This is a genomic window from Kribbella sp. NBC_00482 (assembly GCF_036013725.1).
Classification (GTDB): domain Bacteria; phylum Actinomycetota; class Actinomycetes; order Propionibacteriales; family Kribbellaceae; genus Kribbella.
In genome coordinates, this window is sequence record NZ_CP107881.1 from 5,024,258 (window position 1) to 5,036,895 (window position 12,638).

General features: G+C 68.0%; 11 protein-coding genes. 4 read left to right on the top strand and 7 right to left on the bottom strand.

Translation table 11 applies throughout. The features are described 5' to 3' along the window. Positions 1-13: 13 nt before the first annotated feature. Genes OHB24_RS24645 through OHB24_RS24670 form a run of 6 tightly spaced genes read right to left on the bottom strand, consistent with a single transcriptional unit; the run spans position 14 to position 7,374 of the window. Positions 14-1,384, bottom strand: a complete 1,371-nt coding sequence (locus tag OHB24_RS24645) for a hypothetical protein (protein ID WP_327633197.1) — start codon at positions 1,382-1,384, stop codon at positions 14-16. After that, the gene (locus OHB24_RS24650) at positions 1,381-2,178 is read right to left on the bottom strand and encodes an amidohydrolase family protein (RefSeq protein WP_327633198.1); all 798 of its coding nucleotides are present in this window, start codon (positions 2,176-2,178) and stop codon (positions 1,381-1,383) included. The genes OHB24_RS24645 and OHB24_RS24650 overlap by 4 nt, the downstream gene beginning before the upstream one ends. Continuing rightward, positions 2,175-2,933, bottom strand: a complete 759-nt coding sequence (locus tag OHB24_RS24655) for an amidohydrolase family protein (protein WP_327633199.1) — start codon at positions 2,931-2,933, stop codon at positions 2,175-2,177. Before OHB24_RS24655 ends, OHB24_RS24650 begins: the two co-directional genes overlap by 4 nt. After that, on the bottom strand, positions 2,926-5,046 hold the full coding sequence (locus tag OHB24_RS24660) for a heparinase II/III family protein (RefSeq protein ID WP_327633200.1): 2,121 nt from the start codon (positions 5,044-5,046) through the stop codon (positions 2,926-2,928). The genes OHB24_RS24655 and OHB24_RS24660 overlap by 8 nt, the downstream gene beginning before the upstream one ends. Next, on the bottom strand, positions 5,043-6,077 hold the full coding sequence (locus OHB24_RS24665) for a Gfo/Idh/MocA family protein (protein WP_327633201.1): 1,035 nt from the start codon (positions 6,075-6,077) through the stop codon (positions 5,043-5,045). The genes OHB24_RS24660 and OHB24_RS24665 overlap by 4 nt, the downstream gene beginning before the upstream one ends. A 1-nt stretch (position 6,078) precedes the next feature. Further along, positions 6,079-7,374, bottom strand: coding sequence for an ABC transporter substrate-binding protein (locus OHB24_RS24670; protein WP_327633202.1), 1,296 nt, complete (start codon positions 7,372-7,374; stop codon positions 6,079-6,081). 191 nt (positions 7,375-7,565) lie between these two features. Here OHB24_RS24670 and OHB24_RS24675 point away from each other — a divergent pair, with 191 nt between their 5' ends. From OHB24_RS24675 to OHB24_RS24690, 4 genes are all read left to right on the top strand, one after another. Further along, the gene (locus OHB24_RS24675) at positions 7,566-8,447 is read left to right on the top strand and encodes a carbohydrate ABC transporter permease (protein WP_327633203.1); all 882 of its coding nucleotides are present in this window, start codon (positions 7,566-7,568) and stop codon (positions 8,445-8,447) included. Then, entirely contained in the window at positions 8,447-9,295 is an 849-nt protein-coding gene (locus OHB24_RS24680) for a carbohydrate ABC transporter permease (RefSeq protein WP_327633204.1), read from the top strand. The genes OHB24_RS24675 and OHB24_RS24680 overlap by 1 nt, the downstream gene beginning before the upstream one ends. An 81-nt stretch (positions 9,296-9,376) precedes the next feature. Beyond that, the gene (locus OHB24_RS24685) at positions 9,377-10,894 is read left to right on the top strand and encodes a hypothetical protein (protein WP_327633205.1); all 1,518 of its coding nucleotides are present in this window, start codon (positions 9,377-9,379) and stop codon (positions 10,892-10,894) included. Beyond that, positions 10,891-11,712, top strand: coding sequence for a fumarylacetoacetate hydrolase family protein (locus OHB24_RS24690; protein ID WP_327633206.1), 822 nt, complete (start codon positions 10,891-10,893; stop codon positions 11,710-11,712). The genes OHB24_RS24685 and OHB24_RS24690 overlap by 4 nt, the downstream gene beginning before the upstream one ends. On the opposite strand, the gene OHB24_RS24695 is transcribed toward OHB24_RS24690, so the two are convergent. After that, complete coding sequence (locus tag OHB24_RS24695) at positions 11,709-12,560, bottom strand: SDR family oxidoreductase (RefSeq protein WP_327633207.1); 852 nt, start codon at positions 12,558-12,560, stop codon at positions 11,709-11,711. The two genes, OHB24_RS24690 and OHB24_RS24695, sit on opposite strands and share 4 nt — an antisense overlap. Positions 12,561-12,638: the final 78 nt, after the last annotated feature.

A 12,638-nucleotide genomic window follows, 5' to 3' on the forward strand; every position in this document is an offset into this window, starting at 1 on the left:
CAGTCGAGAAAGGTCAGTCGAGCTTCTCGGTGAGCAAGCGGAACTGCTGGCGCGGCCGGCCACCAGCGGTCGAGCGAGCAGGCGGCAGCGGCCACGCGAGACCTGCCTCGACCAGCTCCTTCAGCATCCGGCGTCCGGTCCGCTGGGTGACCTGCATGATCGCGGCGACGCTCTCGACGTCTACGACCACCTGTCGCCCCGGAGTCGAGCTCATGGCAGAGGCGATCGACGTGACGATCTCCAGCGCTCGCTGGTCGATCGGCGACGTGCCGTCGACCGGTGCGGAATCAGTCGTCGCAGGACCGGGCTCGAGGTCCACCCGGTCGCTGCTGCCGTCCAGGTACACCGCAACCTTGCCGCCAGCTGCTACCGAGTCCTCAACAGCCATGAGGGCGTTTGCCTCCGCAGCACGAGCGGTCTGGCCAGTGCCGGCGCCTACAGCAACAGGTACGCCGAGCTGTGCAGTCAACGCACCCAGGAAGGGTGCAACTGCGAACTGCTCAGTCAGCCGCAGCAGAGCGCCGTACGTCGTGGTGACCAGGAAGAGCGTGTCGGACCGGCGTGTGACTGACGCACCGACCTGACGGGCCTCGGACAGCAGCTTCTGGTGCGTCGACAACGCCAGCTCCTGCTGCCAATAGTCACCCGACTCGGCCCGCGACGCACCGGTCGGAATGACCTGTACGGCGATCATCGCGAGCTGATGCGCCCCCATCCGAGTGCCCTGCCCAAGCAGTACTGCGGTCTCCAGCGCATCCCGCACGCTCGACCGTGTCGGCGCGATCCGCAGCACCGGTACGCCGCCCGCGCGCAACTCACGCTCCACGTCCAGGATCGTGGTCAGCGCCACCGTGGTGTGCTGGCGTTCCCACTTCTCCCGGTGGAACGCCGCGAATCCCGCGACCGACTCGGGACCCTCGTACGGGACGTCGTACACCTGGGCGGTGTCTAGGCCGATCTCGCTGTACGCCTCCGAGACGTCCGCGAGTGAGAGCGAGTCGATGCTGACCCGGCTCAGGTCGACGTCCTTGATCGTCAGCGAGGCACGCAGCAGAGCGGCGTACAGGGCGGCGCCGGTCAGCGGCAGGTGGGTCGACGGGACGGTGAGCCAGTGGCCGGTCGTCGCCAGGTCGAACGCCCACGGGCCTGGGAACACCGCCGCGTCGATCCGGTCCCGCAGCCGCAGGTAGCGCTCCTCGGCCTCGGACAGGTCGTCGTACCCGCCGGTCAGGAACCGCACGCCGTGCACTGACCGCTCTACGACCTCCTGGCCGACCTCCGACATCGTCTTGACCAGCTTGCGCGGCCCGAACAGCCCGACCGTCACCGCGGGCAGCCGCTCGCCGGACACCGGCTCAGACTGCTGCTGCATCTCTTCCGTCATTGGCCAACCCCTCGTTCTCCCGGTAGCGGCCGCCACCGGAACAGCTTGCGGGCGTTCCCGCTGAGAACATCTTGGCGTTGACTGTCCGTCAGTGGTGCACAGACCACCCGGCCCAGGGACATGCGCTGGTCGATGAAGGGGAAGTCGGAACCGAACAGCACCCGCCCGCTGCCCACCTGGTCGACCATCGCGCGGATGAGCGGCCCGGTCATCTGCGAGCCGCACACCTCGAGCCAGAGCGAGTCGTACCGGCGCGCTGCCTCGATCGACTCGTCCACCCCGGCCGGCGTGATCCCGGCGTGCCCGAGGACCACCGACGTACCCGGGTAGCGCTCCGCGACCGCCTCGAACAGCCGCGGCGCGTCGTACGGCGACTGATGCTCGGAGTGACTGAGCACGGGGCAGCCCGTGGACTCGGCGAACTCCCACACTGCGGCGTACCGCGCACCGGTGACCGGGTAGCGGTGCAGGCTCGGATGCACCTTGATGCCGACGAACCGGTCGTCGTTCGCGAGGCGCTCGAGCTCGCGCTCCGGCTCCTGCCACGGGTTGATGACCGCGTACGCCGCGATCCGGTCCGGGTACGCGTCGACCGCGGCGAGGGACTGTGAGTTGCCCAGATGCGCGTCCTGCTGGATCGCGCGGTTCGCCGCGAGCACGGTGACGTCGGTGCCGGTCCGGTCCATCACCGCGACCATCGCCGCGGCGTCCGACTCGGGGATGAAGAACAGCGAGTACGGGCCGAGGTGCGCGTGCACGTCGACGATCCGATGCTGCGGACTGCGCCCGATCATGCTCGTACTCCCTGGAGCAGCCGGCCCGCGTTCCCCGAGCCGACCAGGCGCACCGTCGCGTCGTCGAGACCGGACCACGCGAGCCGGACGATGCTCTCGCCCGGATCGCGGACCCCGAGACCGGTCGCGAACAGCAACCGGTCGGCGAGGTCGTTGGCGGCGAGCCACTCGACTCCCTGGTGCGCGGCGAAGTCGACGAGATCGACGAAGACGTTGGTGTGGCCAACAAGCGCGGCCCAGAGTTCGCGGAGCTTGCGGTAGCCGAGGTTCGACACGACGATCGGCAATTCCGGGAAGCGGATCGCGATCGTGGCCAGGTCCGGCCAGGAGAGTTCCGCGGCGTCGACACACAACGGCAGGCGGTGGGTCTGGAGTGCGTCGTACAGCTCGTTGAGCAGGGCGGGGGAGAAGCCGTGCGACGCGGGGTGGATGCGGAACGCCGCGACGCCGTCGTCCACCGCGCGATCGACCAGGGCGGTCAGCGAGTCGAGCTCACCGGACGTCGCGGGGATCGCGGTCCAGCACGCCAGTACGCCGCGGTCGGCCAGGCTGTGCGCGATCGCCGAGGCTTCTGCGTTGCCGCCGATCGGGTCGTGCAACCACGACGCCATCGCGCTCACCAGGGCGCCGGACAGCGCGTAGCGGTCCAGGTGCGCGGCGATCGCGTCCCGGTCGGTGGGTGGGAGCAGCGAGGCAGGATGCGCGCCGGTGACGATCCGCGCGTCGAACCACCCACTCGTCACGTCATCACTCATGGCGAACCCCGTCAACAGTCCACGCCCCGGCGTACGGAAGCCTCAAGTGCGCCCACTCGTCCTCGACGACGGCGTCGACCAGCATCCCGTTGAGCCGGATCTCGCCGCCTGCGCGAATCCACAGCCCGCAGCGTCCCGCGCACTTGATCGTGAAGTGGAGCTTGTCGCCGGACGGCCTGGCGAGTACGTCGACATCATCAGTCGCCCGAAGCAGTGTCGGCAGCGTCCGCACCCGCCACCCGGTTGCCCAGGACAACTGACCGTCGACAGTCCGTATCCAGGTGGACTGCCCGATGCGGTCGACCGTTTGGCCGAGGGCGACCAGCAGCTCACCATCGACCCGATCCACCGACACGTCGGCCGGGTCAGGTCCGGCGTGCGGCACCAGCACCGTCGTGAAGTCGCCGGTCGACCGCGTCACCGTGAGCGAATGCAGCGGTCCGTATTCAGCCGCCCGACGCTCCAGCACGGGATGACGAGCCACACCCTCGGTCAGCTCGACCGCTGCGGCATCACCGGCGTCGATCAGCAGCAAACCCGGTCCGTCGGGCGCAGAGGCGTCGTACGCGAGCGGCCCCACCTCTCGCCACGGGTGCAGCGCATGCCAGTTGGCACGGAAGGTCCGCGCATCCGACGCGTGGTCGGTGACGACGACGTACGACGGGCTCTCGCGGACCAGTGCGATCGTTCGGCTCTGCTCGACGCTGTTGCCGTGGTGGCGGCCGGAGAAGACGGCGAGCACGTCGGTGTCGACCAGCGGGTCGGTGAGTACACCGCGGTCCGTCGACAGTTCCTGGTCGTCGACGAGGATCGTGTTGTGACCGCGGCCCGACTGGAACCACGTCTGGTACCCCGGATCGTCGTAGCTCGGCGGACCGCCCGCCTCCCACAGCAACGGCTGCTGCCAGCCGTCCAGCACCAGGTCCAGTACGGCGCGATGTGAGTGCGACTCCAACTCGTGCTCGACGTGCGGGCCGTGGTTGATCACCGCACGCAGCTCGGGGCTCCGCAGGATCGTGTACCCCGACTCCGGCAGCACAGTGGCCTGAGGCAACTCAGGCACTGCACCTGGCGATAGCCACTGCTCCGGCCGGGCAGGAAACGTCGCTACCTCCGCAGCGAGCTCAGACGGCGACATCCACTGCGCTGCGACCCGTGCGAACGCAGGGTCGTTCAGCAGGTAACTGCCGCGCAGCAACGACGCTGCCGGCCACTCGATCCCACTGTCCTGCAGATGCGGCAGCCAGCCGCCCGACGACACCAGCTCGCACATCCACGTGTGCATCGCGGCAAAACGGGGATGTGCCGCTACAGCCGGGTCGATCCGTGCTGCAGTCTGCAGAGCCGTCAACACCATCCGGTGGTACCCAGGTGAGCGTTCGTAGTGCCCGCCGTCCGGATAGATGTCCAGCAGCAGGTGCTCCTCGATCCGCTGCCGCGCACGCTCCGCCCACGACGCTGACTCCACGAGGGACGGCAGTACAGCGCTGAGGTGCAGCAGCTCTGTTGCGCACACCAGTTGCCAGTTCCCGTGCCGGAAGACGTCATGCTCGTCGTACGACCAGCGGGCTCCGCCGACGAGTGTCGCGACCAGCCGGCCCCACACGTGATCGGACAGCGGCGAGGAGGTCAGGACCTCGAGTGTTGGCAGCAGGCTGCGGCAGCGGGCCCACGTGCCGAGCGAGTACCAGATGACGTCGAGTCCCGGCCACTCACCGGTCACCGAGTCACGCTGCTCCACCCACTGGTCGAGGTGCTGCTCGAACGCCCGCAAGTAGCGCTCGTCACCGGTCAGCAACCACGCCTGCACTCCAGGTGCGAGCCAGCCTAGGTAGTGGAAGCCGTACAGCCGCGATCGCCCAAGTCCCTGTCCGGTGACATCAACACCATCAAGTAGTGGAGCAGCAGCTGCCAGTACCGCGTCCGGTGTGGATCGAGTCGCCTCAGCCCACTCAGGCAACGGCCAAGCCGGCCGCCTCAGCTGCTCACCCACAAACGCGCGGAGCCCAGCCAGATCAGCAGCAGGTGAGCCGAACGCCTTGATCAGGTCGTCAGTCCCGATCCGGTTGATGCGCCCGTCGATATGCCGAGGCTTCTCAGGTCCTTCGCTCATGCGACCAGCATCGACACGTCGACGGGCTGGCGGGTCTCGATCGACAGGTGCGCGGCCTCGAGTACGGCGGTGACGTTGCGGCTGCTCTCGATCGTGATCAGCGGTTCCCGGCCGGTGCGGCAGCAGTCGACCCAGTGCGCGATCGCGTCGGCGTACGCACCGGACGGGATGCCGTGCATGACGCGCTGCAGCATGTTCCGCGGGTAGCTGTAGCCGGCAGGCTTGGCCAGCACGACGTTCTCCCGCTGCCGGTCCAGCTGCACCACACCGTTGTCCGCGACCACCGCGACGTACGAGTCGACCGTCGTCGGGAACGTGTTCGGGTAGATCCACGCGGACTCGAACGTCGCCACCGCGCCGCGCGAGTACTCCGCCTGGATCTGGATCGCGTCCGGTGTCTCGATCCCGAGCGACCGGAGTTTGCCCCAGCGCGCGGTCGCGTAGACCCGGCGTACCTGGTCGCGGAGCAGCCACGACACCAGGTCGATGTCGTGGCTGGACAGGAACCAGGCGCAGGTCGTGCGATCGGCCCAGGACAGCATCTCGGTCGGCACGAAGATCGTGTCGTCCTTGCGCGCGTACGCGACCGCGGCGTCGCCGAGGTCAGCGAGCAGCTCGTGGGCCTGCGCGTACGCCGGCACCCACCGGTGGTTGAACAGGCACATCGCGATCACGCCGTTCTCGCGGATCGCCTTCACCGCGGCATCGGCCTCCGCGACCGACGTCGTCATCGGCTTCTCCACGAGGATGTGCTTCCCGGCCTCCGCGGCGCGGACCATCATCTCGCCGTGGACGTCGTCCGGCGTGGTCAGGACGACCGCGTCCACCGTGTCGTCGGCCAGCAGGGCGCCGAGGTCGGGATGGATCGTCGGCCGTGGCGCGCCCCGCTCGGCGATCTCGTCCGCGAGCTGCGCGGCCGGGTCCGCAGAGCGGCTGGTCACGGCCGTGATCTCGGCGTCGGCCCGGCCGGACAACGACAACGCGTTGCCACGCCCCATGATCCCGGCCCCGACGATCCCAATACGCAGCACGCTACTTGCCCTTCGCCAGTGTGTCGTTCCACGCCTTCTCGGCGTCGTCCAGTGCCTGCTTCGCGGTCTTGGTGCCGGACATGAACGCCCGCACCTGCTCGTCGAACAGCTGCCGCAACTGCTCGTCGTTACCCGACCCCATCGAAGCGTCGATGCTCTGCTTGAAGGTGTCGACCAGGATCTTCCGCGCCTGGTCGGCCGGTGTCGTCCCCGCGATGTCGGTGAAGAACGGGTCTGCGAGCGCCTTCACCGAGGACGGGTAGATCGGCACCAACTTGCACAGCGCGAGCTGCTGCTCGGGTGCGGCGACGTACTTGAGCCAGGCGGCCGCGGCGGCCTGGTTGTCCGACTTCGCGGGGATGCCCATGACCTGCTGGCCGGGCATGTAGAACTTGCCGTCGGCACCGGTCACCGGCGGGCCGACCGTGATCGACGAGTAGACCGCGGGCGCGTTCTTCTCGACGTTCAGCAGCGAGCTGGACACGGCGGCCGGGTTGAACGCGATTCCCTTGTTCTCCAGGGACTGCGGCATGTCCCGCGGGTTCTCGCTGAGGCTTCCGGGAGCGATCGCGCCCGAGCTGAAGAGCGGCTTGAACTTCTCCAGCAGTGCGAGGGCCTCGGGGGTGTTGAAGGCGGCCGTCTTCCCGTCCTCCGACAGCAGCGGGATGCCGTTCGCCTGCACGACGCTGGAGTACGCCATGAAGTTCGTCGCCGACTTGCCGGTCGCGTCGTGGTACGTCTTCGCCAGCGTGAGCGCGTCGTCGTACGTCTTCGGCGGCTTGGCCGCGTCGAAGCCGGCCTTGGCCAGCAGATCCTTGTTGTAGAACGCCAGCGACGTGCCGCCGTTGTACCAGGGGATCGCGATGCGCTTGCCGTCGACAACCAACGGCTCGGCCAGGTTCGGCAGGTACGCGGCGACGTCGTCGGTGCTGAACAGCGAGCTCAGGTCGGCCATCGAGCCGCCGAACAGGCCGGTGGTCGCCGAGGTGAAGTTGACGACGTCCGGCACCTTGCCGCTGGCGATCGCGGCCAGCAGTTTGGTGGAGATGTCGGCACCCGGTACGTCGACCCACTTGATCGAGACCTTCGGGTGCTCCTTCTGGTAGGCGTCGATCCACTTCTGGATGTCCGGCCCGTAGTTCTTCTGCAGGTTGATCGTCCACCACTCGACGTCACCGGAGTAGGCGTCGCCGGACTGTTTCTGGTCGTCACCACCGCCTGCGGGACTGCCGGACACACAGCCGGTGAGTGCGAGGACGAGCGCGGCGACAACAGCGGTGAGTCGGAGTCGGGCCATCATTGGCTCCTCGAGAGGGAGTGTCCTAAACCTGGCTTACAGACATCAGAGTGTTCGCCATCTGTCCGCGGGAGTCAACGGAAGATGCCGGAAATTTTCTGGAGTTACCGCTTCCGAGCCGCTGGGTTCTGCGTTACGGTTCCGGTCAGCTTGGTATCTGAAATCCGGGTTTCAGACACGAGGAGCGATGCATGCCGGGTTTGAAAGGCCGCGTGGTCGGTCAGCACTGGTACACGCCGTACGTGTTCATGCTGCCCGGGCTGCTGTTCTACGCCGCGATGTTCGCGTGGCCGGCCGTGATCGCGATCCAGCTCGCGTTCTCCGACTACGACATCGTGCATCCGGTCCGCTTCTCCGGGCTGGACAACTTCGTCCGGCTGGCGCACGACCCGCGGGTCTGGATCGCGCTGCGGAACTCGCTGCTGTTCGTGCTGATGTTCCTGCCGCTGACCGTGGTCGCGCCGCTGTTCCTGGCGATGCTGGTGAACCTCAAACTGCGCGCGATCCAGGCGTTCCGGATGCTCTACTACCTGCCGGTGATCACGTCGATGGTCGCGGTGGCGGTCGCCTGGCGGTACGTGTTCAACCGCGAGGGCGTCGTGAACTGGATGCTCGGCCTGTTCGGCGCCGGGCCGATCGACTTCCTGCTCGACCGGCACTGGGCGCTGCCCACGGTCGTGCTGCTGGAGGCCTGGAAGAATGCCGGTCTGTTCATGATGATCTACCTGGCCGGGTTGCAGTCCGTCCCGCCGGACCAGATCGAGGCGGCGACGATCGACGGCGCGAACGCGTGGCAGCGGCTGCTGCACGTCGTCGTACCGTCGCTGCGGCCGACGTTCGCGGTCACGCTCGTGCTCAGCATGCTCGAGGCGATGCGGGCCTTCGAGTCGGTGTACGTGCTGACCCGCGGCGGGCCGCTCGACTCCACTCTCACCCTCGGCTACTACATCTGGTCGAAAGCGTTCGAGGACTACGACATGGGCTACGCGAGCGCCGTCGGCCTGCTGCTGTGGGCGATCATGATCGTCCTGGCCGGCTTCAACCTCTTGGTGACCCGCCGGAAGGACGTCTGATGGCCCGCAGGCTGTACCGCCAGAAGCCGCGGATCACCGTACGGAGGGTTGGTCTCTACGTCCTCCTCATCGCGGTCGCCGCGCTGTTCATCGGGCCGTTCCTGATCCTGCTCAGTGCCGCGACGAAACCCGCCACCCAGGACGTGTTCGGGTTCCCGCCCGACCTGATCCCGCGGCCGCCGGTGTTCGAGTGGTTCCGCGAGGCGTGGACGACGATCCCGTACGCGCGCTTCCTGGTGAACTCGGTGCTGTACGTCGGAATCACCGTGCCGGTGTACCTCGTGGTGTCCGCGCTGACGGCGTACCCGCTGGCCAGGATCGCGTTCCGCGGCCGCGGGGTGTTCTTCATGCTGTTCCTGTCGATCATGTTCCTGCCCGGGGAGCTGATGCTGATCCCGCGGTTCCTGGTGATGAGCCAGCTCGGGCTGACCGACACGTTCGCCGCGGTGATCCTGCCCGCGATCCTGTCGTCGCTCGGGATCTTCCTGCTCCGCCAGGCGTTCTCGCAGATCCCCGACGAGATCGTCGAGGCCGCCCGCGTCGACGGCGCGAACGAGTTCGCGATCTTCTGGCGGATCTGCGTGCCGATCGTCACGCCGACGCTCGCCGTGCTGGCGATCCTCGGATTCGTCTCGGTGTGGAACAGCTTCATCTGGCCGCTGGTGGTGCTGACCAGCCAGTCCAAGTTCCCGATCGCGCTCGGGATCGCCTACCTGAGCGGCGTCTCCGGCACCGACGTCCGCGGTCTCGCCGCCGGCACCGTGATCTCGCTGATCCCCGTCATCGTCGTCTTCCTGTTCCTCCAGAAACGCATCCTCAACAGCATGGGCGGCGCAGTCAAAGGCTGACCCATCCCTTCCGCCCACCCCACCGCTCATCTCCCGCCCCAGCCGTCTTTCCTTCCTTCCTTCCTTCCTTGTGAGGCACCGATGCACCCTGAGCTCAGCCGCCGCACGCTCCTACTCACCACCGCAGCAGGCGGGGTCGCCGCCTGGGCAGGTCTCCCGGCCCTCTCGGCCGCCGCCGACCCCCTCGTCTACGACTCCCCGGAGGCCTTCGACGTCGCGCAAGCGGGCTACCTGGCCTCGAACGCCCAGAACAACGAGGCTGGTCTGTACGCCTGGGGCGAGTCCTACTTCCTGCTAGCCCTACTACGGATGTACGAGGCGTACCAGGACGAGCGCTACCTGCGGACCTTCGAGGACCGCGCCCGGCACCTGATGAAGACCACCGACCACGCCCGGCACGTCAAGGACTACGCCGGCCGATCGGGCAAGGTCTGGCGCACAGCCGGCAACTACACCGCCGGCCACGGTGTGCTCCCCGACGGCAACGGCACTCCGGCGATTCAGCTCCGCTGGGCCGGGATCAGGTCGGCCGAGTCGACCGCCGAGGTCCTGAACGTTGCCGACGGCACCTTCGACCTCGTGCTCCGCAACCCCGCCACGACCACCGTCGTCACCCTGCCCGCTGTCAGCCTCGACCCGGCGTCGCCGACGTACGTCGTGACGGCGGTGAACAACGCCTACAACGCGTCGCTGCGCTGGACCGCCGTCGATCTGCGGACAGCTCCCGCGGCCGCGCCCGCACCGGCGGCGACCACGATCGCGTTCAAGTCGCAGTACTACGTCTTCGCGGTGCACACCGGCATGATCGCGTTCCCGTTGGCCCGCTACGCCCGGATGGTCCTGCAGTCGCCCAAGCTCCAGCGCAGTCGGGCGTTCGCGAAGGAGGTTCTGGCCGCGGCGACCGCGGCGGTCGCGTTCCACGACCCGGAGTGGGTGTCGCGCGCGGACGGCACCGGCGACTACGTGTGGCCGAAGGGTGCGCCGATCCCGTTCGACGGCACCATCCAGCCGTACAACCAGAGCCAGGGCATCGGCCAGGTGCTGGTCGAGTTGTTCCGCGTGACCAAGCAGCCGCGCTACCGGACCCGCGTGCTGCAGATGCTGAAGGCGTACGAGCCCGCGCTGCGACTCGTCGACGACGCCTACGTCTGGACCTACTGGCCGCCGTACAGCGAGCTGTACATCGGGTACCCGAAGACCGCGGGCATCTCGGAGTACACGCCGTCGTACCCGGCCTCGAAGCAGATCGAGGACCTGAGCCACGCGGCGATCAGCACCGAGTTCGTGCATGCGGCGTGCGACGCGGGGATCGTAGGCGGACCCGCGACGGACATCCAGCGCTTCACGAAGACGTTCACGCAGAAGCTCATCCGGTCCGCGACCGAGGTCTGGTACCGGGTCGACGGGACCGCCGATGCGGTGCCGGCGAACGCGGTGCAGTGCGCCCGCTGGGGTGCCTATGCCGAGCAGGATCTGCTTGTCTATCAGCAGTCCCTGCGCGTGTACGACGCCGTACAGCTCGTCCCGGTGCAAGGCTCGCACGCATTGGGTATCGCCTACCTGAACTGGGCGAAGAACTCTGGTTGGAGGAACAAGTGAGACTGCTCCGGATCCACACCGACGACGGATTGCGCGACGCCGTACTCGCCGATGACGGCCGGGTTTTGACGTTGCCGGGCGCCGCCGAGCCGTTCGACCTGGACCGGTTGCGTGAGAGGGAAGCTGTTGGCGAGCCGTTGGACTTCGAGACGGTGAAACTCGCTGCGCCGCTCAGCCCCGGGAAGATCGTGTGCGTCGGACTGAACTACGCCGACCACGCGGCCGAGGGCGGGCAGGCGGCGCCGGCCGAGCCGATCCTGTTCATGAAGGCGCCGGACACCGTGGTCGGTGCGCGGGACGACGTGGTGATTCCGCGTGGCGGCGAGAAGACCGACTGGGAGGTCGAGCTCGGCGTCGTGATCGGGCGTACGGCGGCGTACCTCGCCGATGAAGCGTCGGCGATGGAGCATGTCGCCGGGTACGTCCTGGTGAACGACGTGTCCGAGCGGCACTTCCAGCTCGAGCGCGGCGGGCAGTGGGACAAGGGCAAGAACTCGGCGACGTTCTGCCCGCTTGGTCCGTGGATCCTGACCGCGGACGAGGTGCCCGACCCGCAGGCGATCAAGCTCGGGCTGGACGTGAACGGCGAGGCACTGCAGGACAGTTCGACGGCCGAGATGATCTTCGGAGTCGCGCGCCTGGTGCATTACATCTCGCAGTTCATGACCCTGTACCCGGGCGACGTGATCAGCACCGGCACGCCGGCCGGCGTAGGCGCGGGGCAGAAACCACCACGATACCTACGCGCGGGCGACGTACTGCGGGTGTGGGCCGACGGCCTGGGAGAACAGCGCAACCAGCTCGTCGCGGCTCCTTAGACCTTCAAAGCGGCGGCGATGGTGTCGGCGATGGGCGTGGTGGGACGGCCGATGAGACGGGAGAGGTCGGAGCCGCGCCCGGCCAGCAGGCCGCGTTCGATGGCGTCGTTGACGCCGACGAGCACCGGTACGAACGACTCGGGAATCCCGGCGCCGGCCAGTACCTGCGCCAGGTCCTCGGGGGAGAGGTTGTTGTAGGCAACGTCCTGACCGGACTGCTTGGACAGCTCGGCGGCGTAGTCGGTCAGCGTCCAGGTCGTGTCGCCGTTCAGCTCGTACGCCTTCTTCTCGTGCCCTTCGCCGGTCAGTGCGACAGCTGCCGCCGCCGCGTAGTCCCGCCGCGGAGCCGACGCGATCCGCCCGTCGCCCGCACTCCCGACGACCCCGTTCGCCAGCTGTACGGCGATCTGGTCCGTGTAGACCTCGCTGTACCAGCCGTTGCGGAGGAACGTGTACGGCAGACCCGAATCGAGGATCGCCTGCTCGGTGGCGATGTGGTCGGCGGCCAGCTCGAAGTCGGCGTCCGGGCCGCCGAGCACGCTGGTGTACGCGATCCGCGCGGCACCGGCGTTCTTCGCGGCCGTGATGACCGCCTGGTGCTGCTCGAGCCGGTTCGGGTCGAGGCCCGAGATCAGCAGGACCGTGTCACCGGCGCCGAAGGCCTTCGCCAGTGCGTCCGGGTCGTTGTAGTCGGCGACCCGCACCTCGACGCCGCGGTCTGCGATCGGGGCCGCCTTCGCGGCGCTCCGCACGACCGCGACGACCTGATCGGCTGGGACTCGCTGCAGCAGCTCGTCGATGACGAGCGTGCCCAGGTGCCCGGTGGCGGCGGTGACTACGATGCTCATTCCTGCTCCTCTGTCGTTGATGTCTGCTACCGACAGTAGGCGGCAGGTGCGAGCGGATCTATGTCCATGGAGCGCAGA